The following is a 16,145-nucleotide window of genomic DNA, read 5'->3' on the forward strand; positions in this document are numbered from 1 at the left end:
TCCGCAGGTGTGGCCGCAGCCGTCTTCATAATCGCGGCTGTGGCCGGATGCTCTTCGACGACGAACGTGAACCCAGGAGGAGACGCCGTGAACGGTACGCAACCGGGGCTGACCGTTGGCGCAGCCAAGAAGATCGCACAGGACGTCGAGGATGAGATCGTCTCGAAGCTGCCGGCGGAAAGTATCCGAGCTGCGGACCAGGAGGCCACAGGTGTTCTCATGCCGTGCAGCGCGCAAGGCGCGTATGCCTGGACCGGAGGCACCACGATCGAGCTGTCCCCGAGTGCAGATCCATCCAAACTGATATCGATGGTGTTGGATGCCTACCGTGACAATTCTGAGCTGAAGCCCAAGGACATCACCAAAAACGGTCGTGCCCGCGCGCAACTTGTTGGCCCCTACGGGTCGGGTTACATCATCGCGGACTACCAGAACGGTCACTTAGAAATCAGCTCGTTCTCGCCGTGCTTCGTCCTCCCCCCCGACAAGGCCCCCGAGGACGAGTACTAGGCCTGTCGGCGTGCCGTTCAAGGTCGTCAGCGCCAAAGGTGAGGACCCCGGTCGTGTGCTGAGGGCACTGGCCGCGTCCGATGGTCTCGCTCCCGTAACGGTGTCTCCCCCGGTGCCGGCACTGTCGGACACATCCATCAGGATGAATCTGGGAAGCGCCTATCAGTCCTCGTCCCGTTCGCCCTGCTCGCCTTCTTGACCCTCGCCGGCTGTTCAGCCCCCGCGGCTCAGACTGCCCCGGCACCCGCCCCGCAGGCTACGACCGAGGTCGAGGTGGACGCGCCCGAGGCGGAGATCCCTGCCGGGCCGTCGTTCGTCGACGGCGTGCTGACGACCGATGACGTGATGATCAAGATCACCGACTCGAAGGTCATCCCGGTGGGCGAGAAGGGCAACGAGTATGGCGACAAGCCCGTCCTCGCCATCTGGTATGACACCACGAACCTCGGCACGTCCGACCAGGAGATCACCCCGAGCGAGTTCATCTTCCAGTTCGAGGCGTTCCAGGATAACGACCCGAACCGCGAGAACACCCTCGACGTCGCAGGTCTCCCTGACGACCAGTTCCTCGATAGCCAGACCGAGAACATCAAGGCCGGTGGCACCGTCGCGAACGCGATCGCCTACTCGCTGGACGACACGACTACCCCCGTCGACCTCGTCGCCGGGCGCTTCGGTGATGAGATCGGCCGGATGACCTTCAAGCTCGGCTGAGCATACGGGCACTACGGTGACGACGTGAACGTCCAGTGGACCCGGGTTGGCTTCGAGCGGCCGCGATTTGTCGACTGGAGACAGTTCGGGAAACTCACGAGCACGGACGTGCCCGTCAGGCTGGGCGTTTGCGTTGTCGTCGCCTCTCCCCCGCTGCGCGGCCAGCTTGGTCCGGGTGAACGTGTGTTCATGGCATCCTCCCCGCGGGGACGGCCGCGTCCACCATCTCACCTCTGGCGCGCGGCGCCCACGTTCCTCAATATCCGAGCTTATTCAGGCCGGTGTTCATGGTGCCTGCAGAGGCCGCTGGACGCCTGGCGGCGGGTATCACGTTGAGATCGGCGTGAACGACACGGTTGTAGTGCACGGCGTCGGATGGATCGGAGGCGAACGGGCCGGTGTCCTCGCGCCCTGAAAGCGCGGCGACACCGTCTGTCTCACGCAGTTCCACTACGACGTCTCAAGCGAGGTAGCGGGCGAACTAGCTCACCTCGGAGTGGTGCAGGAAGGTGGGCGCGTCGCTCATGCGGATGCGCTACACGCCGGCAGGAGGAGCGCTAACTTAGCTGCGCGCGGCGACGAGAGCTTCCAGGCTCATCCTGACGACCGTTGCTGCGTCATCTGGGGATACCAGAGAGCCGGAGGAGATGACCCAGTACCCGTCCGCGAAGCCGTAGGCCAGGCCGTATCCGATGCCGCTGTCCCAGACTCGTGAGTAGACGGTCCGCGTGAACTCGCGGTGCTCCGTCCAGACGTCGGAGCCAGCGAGTGCCTCTGTGAGCTGGGTTCGGTCTTCGGCTTGGATGGCGTAAACGCTGGCTCCGAACCCGCCGTCGGTGTGGGGAATGCCCCAGCCGCAGACGCGGAGAAGATCGGATCTTTCGAGGGCGGTCTGCGCAACCGGGCCAGGTTGACCTGGCTTTTCGCTGCTGGTGGCGGTGTAATCGTCCGGGCCCTCTACGCGAGGATCCAGCGCGCTCTGTGCCCAGTTCACATCTAAGAGACTGCCGCAGTCGGGGGCTGAGGTGGGCTTCTCGGCGGCGAATTCCGCAGGCGTCGGGGAGGGCGACGGCGCCGACCCCGTCGGAGTGGCTGCGGTCGGAGTGGCTACCACCACAGGTGACTCGGAGTCCGATCCCACGAGTCCACCGCCACTGTCACCGGGGTTGCACCCGCTCAGCACGACGATCGCGAAGGCGAAGGCGGGGATGGCGAGGAGGTGGCGGTGCATTTGGTCAGCGTATCGGCGGCGACGGATCATCATGGTCTCCGTTCGGCCGCAGGCACCGGGCCGGCTGGTGTGCCCGCGCGGCCCGACCTGCTTAGCGAGATGTGCCCGACCCGGACCAGTTCTTCCCAAGATCCCGTACGCGAAAGTTGCGCGAATGCCGCGATCCGAGAAGGCCCCAGAACGCGAAAAACCCCCGGCAGGCCGGGGGTTTGACTTTGTGCGCGATACTGGGATCGAACCAGTGACCTCTTCCGTGTCAGGGAAGCGCGCTACCGCTGCGCCAATCGCGCCTGTGAAGGCTGTTGAGTTGTGAGTGGAGGTGGCGACGGGATTCGAACCCGTGTGGACGGCTTTGCAGGCCGCTGCCTAGCCACTCGGCCACGCCACCGTGTGTGGTTTGACCCACGTGACGCGATCTCCCCGGAGGAAGATCCCCACACTCGAGCGGATGACGAGATTCGAACTCGCGACCCTCACCTTGGCAAGGTGATGCGCTACCACTGCGCTACATCCGCATTTCGTTCCGGATCTCTCCGGCACTCGTTAAACATTAGACGATTCCTGCGCCAGTGCAAAACCGGCGCCGCCCCGCGCGTGTCTCGCCGCAACGGACTCCGCCGGTTCGGCGGGGGTCGCCGGATCCGGTATGCTCGGTCATCGGCCCGAGTGTCATTCGGGCGATTGGCGCAGTTGGTAGCGCGCTTCCTTCACACGGAAGAGGTCGTCGGTTCGAGTCCGGCATCGCCCACCGAGAAGCCCCCGGAATTCCGGGGGCTTTCGCCGTTTCCGGGCGTCACGCGGACCAGCCGTAGCGCGCTCCAAGGGCGGTTGCCACACGATCGAAGCGCGCCTTGTCGAGAGCGGCCCCCTCGCGGCGCACCCCGCCGCGAGGGACGCTGTAGAGGTGGCCGAGGTCCACCCAGGACGGGCGACCGGCGGCATCCCACTCCCCCGGCCCGAGAGCGAGATGCTCCCCGTCGCGGTCGTGCGGCTTGCTCGTCAGCCGCACCGCGTACAGTCGGTCCCCACCGTGAAGACCGATGACCAGGACCGGGCGGTCCTTGCCGCGCCCATCGGCCTCGTCGAACGGAACCCAGGTCCAGACGATCTCACCCGCATCAGGATCACCGTCGGGCTCGGGCCGGTAGCTGATGCGGAGGTCACGGACCTGACCGGGCATCACACGCACGGTTCTGGCGGCCGGTTGCGCCGTCGGCGGCGTCCGGAACAGGCGGACGAGGGCGGAGATGAGGCGCGATGTCACGCCGTCACCTTAGCCCTCGTCCGCGGATCCGGTCAGGAGTTCAGGATCACGTCCGCTTCGGCGAAGAACTCCTCCACCGCGGCATCCACCGTCTTCGTTCCGAGACCGAGCTCCTTGCCCAGATCCCAGAACTTCTGCTCCAGCGAGCCGTAGCCGACCACGGCCGGCGGCGGAGCGTCGCCGATGCGGGCCGATACGGACTCGATGTAGTCCGCCACCTGCTTGTCGGGGCCTTCGAGCGTGGTGCCTTCGAGCTTGCTGCTGGATGCCGGGAATCCGAGCGTCGTGCCGAAGATCTCCCCGGATTCGGGGCTGTTGACGACGTAGTCGAGGAAGATCGCCGCAGCCTCGGGGTGCTTGGTCCGCGAGGAGATCGCAACCTGCAGCCCGCCCTGACGGTACAGGTCCTTGGCCCCGGTATCCGTCGTCGGCGGCGCCACGATGGCGATGGACGAGGCTCCGGAGTCGGCCAGGTATCCGCCGAGGAAGTTGCTCCAGCTCATCTCGCTCAGCGTTCGGGTCGATCCGAAGCCGGAGATCGGGCTGATCTCCTCGAGCTGCTGCTGCGGGATCGTGATGCCGTCGCGCAGCGAGGCGCCGGATTCCCAGAAGTCCGCCAACTCATCCTTCGTGAAGCCGAGCTCCCCCTTCTCTGTGTACAGGGCCTTCCCCGCGGCTCGGAGCTGCAGCTCGAACACCTGGATGCGCTGGGTGTAGTCCGTACCGCCGAAGGGGTCGTTATCGGTCTTGTCGGCGACCTCGGCGAGCCAGTCGTTGAACTCGTCGAACGACGACCCGCTCGCGGGCAGCTCGAGACCGTGCTTCTGCAACAGGTCTTCGTTGACGAAATTCGCCCACAGGCTGTAACCGGTCGGGAGCGAAAACTGCGTGCCGTCGAGGCGTCCGGTGCCGAGAAGGCTGTCGTCGAACGTCGTGAAATCGATCTGGTCGGCCACCTCGTCCAGGTCGAGGATCGCGCCGCTCTCGCCGTACTGGCGCAGGTAGCTGTCGGAGAACTGGAAGACGTCGGGCAGGCTGCCGCTCGCGGCTTCGACCTGCCGCTGCTCCCAGTAGCTCGGGAAGTCGGTGAAGGTCGTCTTGATGGTGATGTTGGGATGTTCCTCGTTGAAGGCATCGATGAGCTTCGCGTAGCGAGCCGCGCGGTCGTCGTTGCCCCACCACGCGAAGTCGAGGGAGACCTTCTCATCGGGGTCGAACGAACCGCCCGCCTCGGAGGCGGCGGGGCTGCAGCCGGCCAGCGAAACAGCGAAGACGGCTGCGGCCGCCCAGGCGGCGGTCTTTCGGATGCGGGACATCGTCGTCCTTCCTCGTCCGTCAGTGGACGAAATAGAATGCTGGAAAGCGCTTCCCGCTCACCGTAGGGCAGCTCGGTGTCGCCGCACAAGGTGAAAATGAAACGAATCAGTGTGGGCCGACGATGCGGGCCTGGTGCGCCGCGGCCGCGATCCCCCGCGTCCACGGCTCCCCGTGTCCGGGCAGAACGACAGCGGCCTCCGTCCGCTGCAGGCGGTCCAGCGATCGGACGGCTGCGGCACCGTCCGCCGTCGCTGCATCTGCAACGATCTGCGGTCCGCTGATGCCGGTGTACGGGTCCAGCGTCACGAGGGCGTCGCCGGAGACGAGGACGTCGTGCGATCGCGAAGAAGAACGCGCAGTGGCCCTCGGTATGGCCCGGTGAGTGGACTGCTGTCGGACCGCCCGGAACGTCGACGGTCTCGCCGTCGCGGATCGGGAGGTTCGCGTCGACCCCCCTCACCGTGAGAGCCCCGGCCGCAGTCATTCGTCCGATGACGGGGAGCCCACCCGGGTGCGCGAGAAGATAGGGCACCCGAGCGGCGGCGGGTCGGTAGCTGTAGGGATGCCGGGCCAAGCGGCGGTCGCCGTGGTGCACGTGAACAGGGACGCCGTCCGCCCTCAGCCCGCGTGCGAGTCCTACGTGATCGAAATGCCCATGAGTGAGAAGGACCGCGTCGATGTCGCGTCGAGTCAGCCCGAGATGCCGGAGGAGCTCGCTCAGCACCCGACCGGTTGCCGGGAGTCCTCCATCGATGAGAGTGACGCCCTCCGACGTCTTCACCAGGTAGCAGTTGGTCGCCGCGACGGTGAGCCGGAAGAACCCGGGTCGCTCTTCGACCCATCGAGCGGCCGACGCCACGGTCAGTCCTCCGGTCCACGGCCGGCGTCGAACTCAGCCGCGTACCGCCGGGCAGCCTCGTCGAGCAGGGCCGGCTCGAGGATGGCGACGGGCTCCGCGTCGGCGATCAGCGGCTCGCAGTCGGGACCGCGCCCGACGTGCTCACCCCGCAGGACCCACGCGATCCGTTCCGGGTTGTCCACGGCCAGGTGACGGTACTGCGACAGCTGACGCGCCAACCAGTCCTCGAGCGGGCGGGTCCACCACGCCTCCGCGTCCAACGGGTTCACCGAGAGGCCCGGGAGGCGAAGACCGCTCTCGGAGTCGACACTCGAACGGGCGGCATCCTTCTGCGGCCCCTCGGACCACCGGACGTGCAGTCCGCGGGTCGCGTGCACGAGAGCTGCCAGCTCCGCGAGGCGGCGGACGACGGGGAGATCGTCATCTCTCGATGCGGTGTCGATGTGGGACATGGTCCGGACGCTACGAAATCGATGGCAAGCGGTCGGAGGGCCTTGACACCGGGGTAGGACATCGCCGGGGAGGACGACGGAGGGCGCCGCGGGTGACCCCGCGACGCCCTCCGTGCGATCGGACGGATCAGGCCTTGGCGTCCTCCAGGACGTAGCCCGCCTCGCCGTGGACGACCGTGTCGATGCCGGCGATCTCGTCTTCGTTCTTGACGCGGAAGCCGATCGTCTTCTCGATCGCAAACCCGATGATGAAAGCGAGCACGAACGAGTAGGCCAGTACGGCGATGGCCGCGATCGCCTGGACGATGAGCTGCGACGCGTCGCCACCCATGAACAGGCCGGTTCCGCGGGCGAAGAAGCCGAGGTAGAGCGTTCCGATGAGGCCGCCGACGAGGTGGATGCCGACGACGTCGAGCGAGTCGTCGAAGCCGAGCTTGTACTTCAGCTCGATCGCCAGGGCGCACACCGCTCCGGCGACGAGGCCGAGGACGATCGCCCACACCGGGTCCAGGTTTCCGCAGGCCGGGGTGATCGCGACGAGACCCGCGACGGCACCGGACGCCGCACCGACCGACGTCGGCTTGCCGTCCTTGATCTTCTCGACGAGGAGCCACGCGAGCAGGGCCGCGGCGGGAGCGGCGATGGTGTTGACGAAGGCGAGCGCGGCGGTGTTGTCTGCCGCGAGCTCCGACCCGGCGTTGAAGCCGAACCAGCCGAACCACAGGAGGCCGGCGCCGAGGAGGACGAACGGCGGGTTGTGCGGGACGTGGACGCCCTTCTGGAAGCCGACGCGCTTGCCGAGGACGAGGGCGAGGGCCAGAGCGGCCGCGCCGGCGTTGATGTGGACCGCCGTGCCGCCGGCGAAGTCGATGGCGCCGACGCCGAAGACGTCCTGCAGGCCGTGGGTGATCCAGCCGCCGTACTCGAACGAGCCGTCGTCAGCGAGACCGAAGTTGAAGACCCAGCTGGCGACCGGGAAGTAGACGACCGTCGCCCAGACCCCCGCGAAGATCATCCAGGCGCCGAACTTGGCACGGTCGGCGATGGCGCCGGAGACGAGCGCGACGGTGATGATCGCGAAAGTGGCCTGGAAGGCGACGAAGGCCAACGGCGGGTACGTGGCACCCTCGGCGGGCTCGAGGAGGCTCGTCAGGCCGAGAGCACCGCCGTCGATGGACCACGGCGCCAGGGTGCCGCTGTCGCCGGGGAAGGCGATCGCGTAGCCGTAGAGCACCCACAGGACCCCGATGAGGCCGAGGGCGCCGAACGACATCATCATCATGCTGATGACGCTCTTCGCCTTGACGAGACCGCCGTAGAAGAACGCGAGACCTGGGGTCATCAGCAGGACTAGTGCGGCCGCGATGAGTATGAATGCGGTGTTGCCTTGATCCATCTCGAAGGGAACCTCTCTGCAGGGACGCAGGTGTAGCGTCGGGTGCCCCCAGTGTCGAGGTCCGTGGTTTCGCCCGACGGCGCACGGGTGTTTCGCGCCGGTTACGAGCGTGCTGAGAAGGTAAACATCAGGTTTCCCGCGGCCCCGAGAAACGTCTGATGTCGGTTACGAGTGAGTGAGAGCGACCAAGCGCGAGACGGCGCGCAGGTACTTCTTGCGGTACCCGCCGGCGAGCATGTCCTCTCGGAACACCGCGTCGAGGGGGACGCCGGTGGCACGGATGGGGATCTGCGCGTCGTACGCACGGTCGACGAAGGCGACGAAGCGCAGGGCTGCCGCCTGGTCGTCGAAGCCGACGACGTCCCGCAGGCCGATGGTCCCGACGCCCTCGATGAGACGGATGTAGCGGGACGGATGCACCGAGGCCAGGTGGCGGATGAACCCCGCGAAGTCGTCATCGGAGACCAGAGTGGATGCCGCGGCATCCGTCATCGCGCTCTCGTAGGCGGCGTCGTCGAGGACGACCGCGTGCCCGTCGACGGCACGCTGACGGTAGTCGGTGCCGTCGATGCGGATGGTCTGGAAGTGCTCGGCCATCGCCTGGATCTCGCGGAGGAAGTCCTGGGCGGCGAAGCGTCCCTCGCCGAGGGCGTTCGGGGGCGTGTTCGAGGTCGCGGCGAGCTTGGTGCCGGTCGGGACCAGCTCCGCGATGAGTCGGGTCATGACCATCGTGTCGCCCGGGTCGTCGAGCTCGAACTCGTCGATGCAGAGCAGATCGGCACCGCGGAAGAGTTCGACGGTCTTCTGATAACCGAGCGCGCCGACGAGCGCGGTGTACTCGATGAACGATCCGAAGTACTTCCGACGAGCCGGCATCGCGTGGTAGATCGCCGCGAGGAGGTGCGTCTTGCCGACGCCGAACCCGCCGTCCAGGTAGACCCCCGGTTTCATCGGGGCCTCACGCTTGGCGCGGCGGAAGAAGCCGCCTCGCGCCGCCGGGGCCCCGCGGCCAGAGCTGAAGACCTCGAGCAGGTCCTTCGCTTCCTGTTGCGAAGGGTAGGACTCATCGGCTCGATAGGTGGCGAACGTGGCCTCGTCGAACTGCGGCGGCGGAACGAGCGCCGCGACCATCTCGGCTCCGCTCACCTTCGGATCGCGTTCGCTCAGATGAGTGGTTCCGGATGAGGTCACAGGCACCCGACAAGCCTAGTCGTCGCGGCCGCGTCCGCTCCGCGGGGACCGTCCGTGCGAGGATGGCGGCGTGTGGCTGACAGAGGTGCTTCCGACCGCCGGTGAGCGAGTGGATGCCGCGAGCCCGGAAGGCCGTCGTTGGATCGCCGACCGCTACGCCCCTCCCCGGGAGGAGTGGGTGCGGCTCAACATGATCACATCGCTGACAGGATCGGCCGTCGGCCCCGACGGCACGAGCAACACGCTCACCAATCGCGCCGACCGCGCGATTCTCGGAGTGATCCGCGCGAGTGCCGACGCGATCATCGTCGGCGCGCAGACCGTGCGCGCCGAGGGCTATCTGCTCCCCCGCCGGTCCCGCCTCGCGGTCATCACCGGCTCCGGGGATCTCGGCGGACACCGGCTCGACCCGGATCCCGACGGGCCCGACGATCAGGTGCTGCTCGTGATGCCGCAGGGCGCCGAGGCCCCGCCCGTAGAGCACGGGATCGCCGTGGTGCACGTCCCGGCGCCCGGGGACCGGATGTCCGCCACCGGCATCCTCTCGGCCCTCACCGACCGCGGCCTTCGCCACATCGTCTGCGAGGGCGGGCCCATGCTGGCTGCGCAGTTCGCCGCCGACGACCTCATCGACGAGTACTGCGTGACAGCCGCTCCGCACCTCGTCCCCACAGCGGGACCCTTCCTGCCGTTACGTCGTCCCATCGACACGACGCCGGCGGGTGTCCTCATCGACGATGACGGCTTCAGCTATCTGAGGCTCCGCCGCCGCTGAGACCGCGCGCCACCAACCAGTCGCGAACGCGCGAGGTCCAGCGCTGCTCGTCGTAGTTCCAGAGCTTCGTGTGTCGAGCGCCGTCGAACTCCTCGAGGTCGACGAGGTCGGGGCGCCGATCACGCAGAGCACGTGATGCTCCGATGGGAACGAAGTCGTCGTCCTCGCTGTGCAGGATGAGGATCGGGGCGACGAGGGCTCCCGCGTGCGACAGCAGGTCGAGGCGGTCCCATGGGATCGGATCGGCCGCCCCCGTCAACGGGGCGGCCCACCGCTTCGTCAGCGCCTCGAGCGCCGCCCGGGTGAGCGGCTTCGGGATGCCGCTGAGGCCGGCGTGGTGCTCCAGCACCTGTCGCCAGTCGACGACCGGCGAATCGAGGACCAGCGCCACGATGAGGTCACGGTGCGCCGAGTTCAGGGCGAGTTGCAGAGCGATCGCCCCGCCCATCGACCACCCCACCAGCACGATGCGCCGCGCGCCGGCGCGACGCGCGTAGCCGATCGCCCGATCGATGTCCCGCCACTCGGTCGCCCCGAGGGCGGACGCCCCTCCCCTGCTGCGCGGCGCGTCGCCGTCGTTCCGGTACGAGGCCAGCACGGAGGTGATCCCGGCGGCATGGAACACGGGCACACCGCGGAGCGTCTCGGCGCGCGTGGTCCCGCGGCCGTGGATGTGGATCGCCCAGACATCGGTGACTGCCGGCGCAGGGAAGAGCCACGCCGGGCAGGAACCGAGGGCGGTCGGGATCGAGACGTCTTCGAACGGCAGGTGGAGCTCGCCGGGCTCGGCGAAGTACCACCCGCTGAAAGCTGCGGCAGAGGTGAGCCGGTCGGTCTCGTCGATCTGCGTCAGGAGCTTGCGCGTGACGGAATCCGCTCGAGCAGTCAGGACCGTGCCCACCTTGACGTAGGACTGCGTCCCCGTCGTGAACAGGCCGTACCTCCCCGGCAGGACCGTGTCGGCCGAATGCGACAGGGTGATCGTCTGCGCGGTCGTGTCGACGTCGACGATCGTCGTGTCGGTGCCCCGCGCCGCCGGTGTCACCACTCGGCGCGCGACGCGTCCCGCAAGAAGCGCGAGCAACCCGGTCGCGCTGAGGAACGCGGTCGTCAGCGCGACGATCGCGCTGCGGGCCGCGACGACGGTTCCCGGCCGTGCGTCCTCGGGAACGGCGCGCCTGGAAGCCTTCATGGTGCCCTCACTCTAGTCTGTCGCCGTGACCGAACCCCCGTCCGGGACGCCGGAATTCATCGCCGTCGGCGACGCTCTGCGCGGCCTGCGTTTCCGCGACGACTTCGTGGTGCGCGAGATCGCCGCACCTGCCTCGCTCGCCCCCGACGCCATCGCGTTCGCGGGAGACGTCCGCCCCGAGGACGACGGCGAGTCGATGTACGGTACGGGACGCATCGTCATCCTTCACGACGAGTCCGAACCGGATGCCTGGGGCGGCCCCTGGCGGATCGTCTGCTTCGCGCAGGCGCCGCTCGAACCCGAGATCGGCACCGATCCCCTTCTCGCCGACGTAGCCTGGTCATGGCTGGTCGACGCCCTGGCCGCACGTGGAGCGACGCTCCACGCGGCATCCGGCACAGCGACGAAGACCCTGTCGAAGGGTTTCGGAACGTTGGCCGCGGAGGGCGACGGTGCACAGATCGAGCTCCGTGCATCGTGGTCCCCCGAGGGAGACCTGACCAGTCACATGGATGCCTGGGGTGAGTTGGTCTGCATGTTGGCAGGTCTCCCCCCGGGCTCGGAGAACATCGCCGTGTTCGGCGGGCAGCGGAGTACACGTGGCTGAATACGAGGTCATCGCCGATCGGGAAGCGGCGGCGGCCGCTGCATCGCGCCTGGCAGCCGGACACGGCCCCGTCGCCGTCGACGTGGAGCGGGCATCCGGGTTCCGGTACTCGCAGCGCGCCTACCTCATCCAGGTCTACCGGCGTGGGAGCGAGGTGTTCCTCTTCGATCCCCCGGCGATCGGCGATCTGTCGGCTCTGCAGGCGGGGATCGGCGACGAGGAGTGGGTGCTCCATGCGGCGAGCCAGGATCTGCCGTCTCTGCGCGAGGCCGGCCTCGAGCCCCCTCGCATCTTCGACACCGAGCTCGCCGCCCGTCTCCTCGGACATGATCGCGTCGGGCTCGGCGCGGTGGTGGAGCACACGCTCGGGATCACTCTCGCCAAAGCGCACTCGGCCGCGGACTGGTCGACCCGGCCCCTTCCTCAGGGATGGCTGGAGTACGCCGCACTCGACGTGCTGCACTTGGTCGACGTCCGCGACGCCCTCGCCGCTGAACTCGAGGAGCAGGACAAGGTCGCCATCGCCGAGGAGGAATTCGAGGCCGTGCGCACCCGTGCACCGAAACCCGCTCGCGAGGAGCCCTGGCGCCGCCTGAGCGGACTGCACACGGTCCGCGGGCGCCGTGCGCTGGCCGTGGCGCGGGCGTTGTGGACGGCGCGGGAGGAGTACGCCCGCGACGAGGACGTGTCTCCGGGACGACTCGTTCCCGACCGTTCGCTCGTCGCTGCCGTGATCGCCGATCCCGCCTCGAAGCAGGACCTGGCGCGGGTGAAGGACTTCACCGGTCGCGCGAGCCGCAGCCAGCTCGATCGCTGGTGGACCGCCATCGAGGCAGGGCGCGCCGACCCCGTGCTGCCCTCAGAGCGTGGCCCCGGCGACGGGATGCCGCCGCCGCGCGCCTGGGCGGATCGCAATCCGGCTGCGGACGCCCGGTTGAAGACCGCCAAACCTCTCGTCGACGCCCGCGCTGCGGAGCTGCGCATGCCGACTGAGAACCTCCTCACGCCCGATCTCCTGCGCCGGGTGGCGTGGAATCCCCCCGCCGAGATCACGGCGGGATCGGTTGGCGAGGCGCTCCGCGACCTCGGCGCGCGCGAGTGGCAGATTGCACAGACTGCACAGGTGATCGCCGCAGCTTTTGTCGATTCCGTGCAGACCCCCGACCCGGCGTCCGAGACTGCTTCGTAGGTTCGAACCAACCGATTTTCGCGGCTTCCGGGCCTCTCTAGGCTGGGTGGGAACCCAATCTTTGGAGGCAGTGTGGCCGAGCTTTCGGACGTCTATTTCGTCGACGGAATGCGCACCCCGTTCGGGCGTGCCGGCGAGAAGGGCATGTATTGGAACACTCGGGCCGATGACCTCGCCGTGAAGGCGACGATCGGTCTGATGGAGCGGAATCCGGGCGTTCCGGCGGAGCGAGTCGACGACGTCGCGATCGCCGCGACGAGCCAGACCGGTGAGCAGGGACTGACGCTCGGTCGATCGGTGGCGATCCTCGCCGGGCTCCCCCAGACGGTCCCCGGCTTCGCGATCGATCGCATGTGCGCGGGTGCCATGACGAGCGTGACGACGATGGCGGCGTCGATCGGCGTCGGCATGTACGACGTCGCGCTCGCGGGCGGTGTGGAGCACATGGGGCACTACCCGATCGGGGGCAATGCCGACCCGAACCCCCGCTTCGTCGCGGAGAAGATGGTCGATCCCGGCGCCCTGAACATGGGCGTGACGGCCGAGCGCATCTTCGACCGGTACCCGCAGCTGACCAAGGAGCGCTCGGACCGCTTCGGCATGCTCAGCCAGCACAAGGCGCAGGCGGCCTACGAGGCGGGCAGGTTCCAGCCCGACCTCGTGCCCGTCGCGGTGAAGGATGCCTCCGGGGCGTGGGGCCTCGCGACGGAGGACGAAGGCCGTCGCCCGCAGACGACGATGGCCGATCTCGCCGCGCTGAAGACGCCGTTCCGCCCGCACGGGCGCGTCACCGCGGGAACCTCCTCGCCCCTCACCGACGGTGCCACCATGTCGCTGCTCGCCGGCGGCGGTGCGGTCAGAGAACTGGGGCTCGCTCCCAAGATGCGACTCGTGTCCTTCGCGTTCGCCGGTGTGCAGCCCGAGATCATGGGTATCGGCCCCATCCCGTCGACGGAGAAGGCTCTCAAGAAGGCCGGTCTGACGATCGACGACATCGGCCTGTTCGAGCTCAACGAGGCGTTCGCCGTCCAGGTGATCTCCCTGCTCGACCATTTCGGCATCGCCGACGACGATCCGCGTGTCAACCCCTGGGGTGGTGCGATCGCGCTCGGGCACCCGCTCGCGGCATCCGGTGTCCGCCTCATGATCCAGCTGGCGGCCCACTTCGCCGAGCGTCCCGATGTCCGCTACGGCCTCACCGCCATGTGCGTGGGGCTCGGCCAAGGCGGCTCGGTCATCTGGGAGAACCCGCACTACAACGGCAAGAAGAAGAAGTGAGGCAGCCGACGATGACGAACTACGACCAGATCGACTTCTCGCCCCTGCTCGCCCTCTCCGACAGTGAGGTCGTGACGAACTCTCCGGTGCGCGACGTCACCCTCGCCAGCGGCAAGGTCCTCGCCCTCATCACGCTCGACAACGGGCGCGACCACACGCGACCCAACACCCTGGGTCCCGCGACGCTGACCGCTCTGAACGCCACCCTCGACACCCTTGCCGCTCGGGCGCGGGCCGGCGAGATCGACGCCGTCGGCATCACGGGAAAGCAGTACATCCTCGCCGCCGGTGCCGATCTCAGCGAGGTCAGCAATGTCGGATCCGTCGACAACGCGCGACTCATCGCTCAGCTCGGTCACCACGTGCTGGGCAAGCTGTCCGACCTCGGGGTCCCGTCGTTCGCCTTCGTGAACGGTCTCGCTCTCGGAGGCGGCCTCGAGATCGCGCTCAACTCGACGTATCGGACCGTGGATGCTTCGGCCGCGGCGATCGCGCTGCCCGAGGTCTTCCTCGGAATCATCCCCGGGTGGGGCGGCGCCTACCTGCTGCCGAACCTCATCGGCATCGAGAACGCTCTCGAGGTCGTCATCTCGAACCCCCTCAAGCAGAATCGCGTCCTCAAGCCGCAGCAGGCGTTCGAGCTCGGCATCATGGATGCGATCTTCCCCGCCTCCAGCTACCTCGAATCGTCGCTCCGGTGGGCCGACGGCGTGCTGAACGGGTCCATCAAGGTCGAGCGCAAAAACGCGCCCGGGAAGATCGAGCGGCTCACGAAGTGGCCCATCGCCATCAAGATGGCGCGCGGCATGCTCGAGTCGAAGATCGGAACCGTCCCGCGCTCCCCCTACGTCGCGCTCGATCTGCTCGACAAGGCGAAGAGCGGCACGAAGGCCGAGGGGTTCGCTCGCGAGGATGAGGCGCTGGCCTCGCTCGTCACAGGAGACCAGTTCGCGGCATCCATGTACGCGTTCGACCTGGTGCAGAAGCGGGCGAAGCGCCCCGTCGGCGCCCCCGACAAGGCGCTCGCCAAGAAGGTCACCAAGGTCGGCGTCATCGGCGCAGGTCTCATGGCCAGCCAGTTCGCGCTGCTATTCGTCCGGAAGCTGCAGGTACCCGTCCTCATCACCGACCTGGATCAGGCGCGCGTCGACAAGGGTGTCGCCTACATCCACGACGAGATCGGCAAGCTCGAGGGCAAGGGTCGAATCGACGGCGACACCGCGAACAAGCTCCGGGCTCTCGTCACCGGGACGACCGACAAATCCGCGTACGCGGACTGCGACTTCGTCATCGAGGCGGTCTTCGAGGAAGTCGGCGTCAAGCAGTCCGTGTTCGCCGAGATCGAGGCCGTCGTCGCCGAGGACGCGATCCTCGCGACCAACACCTCGTCGTTGTCGGTCGAGGAGATCGGCGCGAAGCTCGCACACCCCGAGCGACTCGTCGGCTTCCACTTCTTCAACCCGGTCGCGGTCATGCCGCTCATCGAGGTCGTGAAGACGCCGCGCACCTCGGATGCCGCTCTCTCGACCGCGTTCGTCGTCGCCAAGGGCCTCGGCAAGAACGCCGTCCTCACCGCCGACGCACCCGGGTTCGTCGTGAACCGGCTGCTCGCGAAGGTCATGGGCGAGGCGGCCCGCGCGGTCTACGAAGGCACCCCCGTCGCCGATGTGGAGAAGGCATTCGCACCCCTGGGACTGCCGATGGGACCGTTCCGGCTCATCGATCTGGTCGGGTGGAAGGTGGCCGCGCACGTACAGGACACGATGGTGCGCGCCTTCCCCGACCGTTTCTACGCGAACGAGAACTTCCACGAGCTCGCCGCGCTGGACGAGGTCGTCGAGAAGGACAAGGGCGGCCGCGTGACCGGGTTCACGAAGGCTGCGGAGAAGGTCGCGAAGAAGGCGACCGGCTCCACCCCGGCATCCGCCGACGAGATCCTCCGCCGCGTGCAGAACGGGCTCGCGCAGGAGATCAAGCTCATGCTGGACGAGGGCGTCGTGCCCGAGGTCGAGGACATCGACCTCTGCCTGATCCTCGGCGCCGGTTGGCCCTTCATCGACGGCGGCGCGACCCCGTACCTCGACCGCGAGGGCGCCAGCGACCGGGTGTTCGGCGACACGTTCCACCACCCGCCGATCCGCGGCATCGCCTGAGGGACGCGGGAACGAGA

The 16,145-nt window shown here is 67.9% G+C and carries 16 protein-coding genes, 4 tRNA genes and 1 pseudogene; 8 read left to right on the forward strand and 13 right to left on the reverse strand.

All coding sequences use genetic code 11. The annotated features are described in order from the left end of the window. The first annotated feature begins 87 nt into the window (after nucleotides 1–87). Nucleotides 88–510, forward strand: coding sequence for a hypothetical protein (locus ACIQLK_RS09840; protein WP_400364565.1), 423 nt, complete (start codon nucleotides 88–90; stop codon nucleotides 508–510). A gap of 273 nt (nucleotides 511–783) precedes the next feature. After that, nucleotides 784–1,224, forward strand: coding sequence for a DUF5067 domain-containing protein (locus ACIQLK_RS09845; RefSeq protein WP_400364567.1), 441 nt, complete (start codon nucleotides 784–786; stop codon nucleotides 1,222–1,224). Between the two features lie 256 nt (nucleotides 1,225–1,480). On the opposite strand, the gene ACIQLK_RS09850 is transcribed toward ACIQLK_RS09845, so the two are convergent. The 5 genes from ACIQLK_RS09850 to ACIQLK_RS09870 form a co-directional block, all read right to left on the reverse strand. Continuing rightward, on the reverse strand, nucleotides 1,481–1,675 hold the full coding sequence (locus ACIQLK_RS09850) for a hypothetical protein (protein ID WP_400364568.1): 195 nt from the start codon (nucleotides 1,673–1,675) through the stop codon (nucleotides 1,481–1,483). A 111-nt stretch (nucleotides 1,676–1,786) separates the two neighbouring features. Further along, complete coding sequence (locus ACIQLK_RS09855; RefSeq protein WP_400364569.1) at nucleotides 1,787–2,455, reverse strand: hypothetical protein; 669 nt, start codon at nucleotides 2,453–2,455, stop codon at nucleotides 1,787–1,789. Nucleotides 2,456–2,673: 218 nt separating this feature from the next. After that, nucleotides 2,674–2,745 (reverse strand) — tRNA-Val (locus ACIQLK_RS09860). 24 nt (nucleotides 2,746–2,769) lie between these two features. Then, nucleotides 2,770–2,843, reverse strand: a tRNA-Cys gene (locus tag ACIQLK_RS09865). Nucleotides 2,844–2,898: 55 nt separating this feature from the next. Continuing rightward, nucleotides 2,899–2,970 (reverse strand) — tRNA-Gly (locus ACIQLK_RS09870). A gap of 160 nt (nucleotides 2,971–3,130) precedes the next feature. Between ACIQLK_RS09870 and ACIQLK_RS09875 the strand changes: the two genes are divergently transcribed. Further along, nucleotides 3,131–3,203: transfer RNA gene (locus ACIQLK_RS09875), tRNA-Val, on the forward strand. A 45-nt stretch (nucleotides 3,204–3,248) separates the two neighbouring features. Here the strand turns inward: ACIQLK_RS09875 and ACIQLK_RS09880 are convergent. From ACIQLK_RS09880 to zapE, 7 genes and pseudogenes are all read right to left on the reverse strand, one after another. Further along, entirely contained in the window at nucleotides 3,249–3,719 is a 471-nt protein-coding gene (locus ACIQLK_RS09880) for a type II toxin-antitoxin system PemK/MazF family toxin (protein WP_400364570.1), read from the reverse strand. Nucleotides 3,720–3,751: 32 nt separating this feature from the next. Then, entirely contained in the window at nucleotides 3,752–5,035 is a 1,284-nt protein-coding gene (locus ACIQLK_RS09885; RefSeq protein ID WP_400364571.1) for an ABC transporter substrate-binding protein, read from the reverse strand. A 106-nt stretch (nucleotides 5,036–5,141) separates the two neighbouring features. Next, nucleotides 5,142–5,342, reverse strand: coding sequence for a hypothetical protein (locus tag ACIQLK_RS09890; protein ID WP_400364572.1), 201 nt, complete (start codon nucleotides 5,340–5,342; stop codon nucleotides 5,142–5,144). Nucleotides 5,343–5,433: 91 nt separating this feature from the next. Next, nucleotides 5,434–5,895 (reverse strand): annotated as a pseudogene (locus ACIQLK_RS09895) (MBL fold metallo-hydrolase); the annotation flags it as partial. A 2-nt stretch (nucleotides 5,896–5,897) separates the two neighbouring features. Beyond that, nucleotides 5,898–6,347, reverse strand: coding sequence for a DUF6098 family protein (locus ACIQLK_RS09900; protein ID WP_400364573.1), 450 nt, complete (start codon nucleotides 6,345–6,347; stop codon nucleotides 5,898–5,900). 127 nt (nucleotides 6,348–6,474) lie between these two features. Further along, a complete protein-coding gene (locus tag ACIQLK_RS09905) occupies nucleotides 6,475–7,743 on the reverse strand; it encodes an ammonium transporter (protein WP_400364575.1) in 1,269 nt (422 codons plus the stop codon). Nucleotides 7,744–7,908: 165 nt separating this feature from the next. Next, the gene (gene zapE, locus ACIQLK_RS09910; RefSeq protein ID WP_400364576.1) at nucleotides 7,909–8,940 is read right to left on the reverse strand and encodes a cell division protein ZapE; all 1,032 of its coding nucleotides are present in this window, start codon (nucleotides 8,938–8,940) and stop codon (nucleotides 7,909–7,911) included. A 64-nt stretch (nucleotides 8,941–9,004) separates the two neighbouring features. Here zapE and ACIQLK_RS09915 point away from each other — a divergent pair, with 64 nt between their 5' ends. Next, nucleotides 9,005–9,709, forward strand: a complete 705-nt coding sequence (locus tag ACIQLK_RS09915; RefSeq protein WP_400364577.1) for a dihydrofolate reductase family protein — start codon at nucleotides 9,005–9,007, stop codon at nucleotides 9,707–9,709. On the opposite strand, the gene ACIQLK_RS09920 is transcribed toward ACIQLK_RS09915, so the two are convergent. Beyond that, nucleotides 9,681–10,901, reverse strand: a complete 1,221-nt coding sequence (locus ACIQLK_RS09920) for an alpha/beta hydrolase family protein (RefSeq protein WP_400364578.1) — start codon at nucleotides 10,899–10,901, stop codon at nucleotides 9,681–9,683. The genes ACIQLK_RS09915 and ACIQLK_RS09920 overlap by 29 nt on opposite strands. 25 nt (nucleotides 10,902–10,926) lie before the next feature. Here ACIQLK_RS09920 and ACIQLK_RS09925 point away from each other — a divergent pair, with 25 nt between their 5' ends. The 4 genes from ACIQLK_RS09925 (at nucleotide 10,927) to ACIQLK_RS09940 (ending at nucleotide 16,128) form a co-directional block, all read left to right on the forward strand. After that, nucleotides 10,927–11,508 (forward strand): DUF3000 domain-containing protein, encoded by a 582-nt coding sequence (locus ACIQLK_RS09925; RefSeq protein ID WP_400364579.1) that lies wholly within the window; start codon nucleotides 10,927–10,929, stop codon nucleotides 11,506–11,508. Beyond that, nucleotides 11,501–12,697 carry a ribonuclease D gene (locus ACIQLK_RS09930; protein ID WP_400364580.1) on the forward strand — a complete coding sequence of 399 codons (1,197 nt, stop codon included), beginning with the start codon at nucleotides 11,501–11,503 and terminating at the stop codon, nucleotides 12,695–12,697. The genes ACIQLK_RS09925 and ACIQLK_RS09930 overlap by 8 nt, the downstream gene beginning before the upstream one ends. A gap of 72 nt (nucleotides 12,698–12,769) precedes the next feature. Next, nucleotides 12,770–13,975 carry a thiolase family protein gene (locus ACIQLK_RS09935; RefSeq protein WP_400364582.1) on the forward strand — a complete coding sequence of 402 codons (1,206 nt, stop codon included), beginning with the start codon at nucleotides 12,770–12,772 and terminating at the stop codon, nucleotides 13,973–13,975. An 11-nt stretch (nucleotides 13,976–13,986) separates the two neighbouring features. After that, complete coding sequence (locus ACIQLK_RS09940; RefSeq protein WP_400364583.1) at nucleotides 13,987–16,128, forward strand: 3-hydroxyacyl-CoA dehydrogenase NAD-binding domain-containing protein; 2,142 nt, start codon at nucleotides 13,987–13,989, stop codon at nucleotides 16,126–16,128. Nucleotides 16,129–16,145: the final 17 nt, after the last annotated feature.

The organism is Microbacterium sp. NPDC091382, assembly GCF_044757025.1.
Taxonomy (GTDB): Bacteria; Actinomycetota; Actinomycetes; order Actinomycetales; family Microbacteriaceae; genus Microbacterium.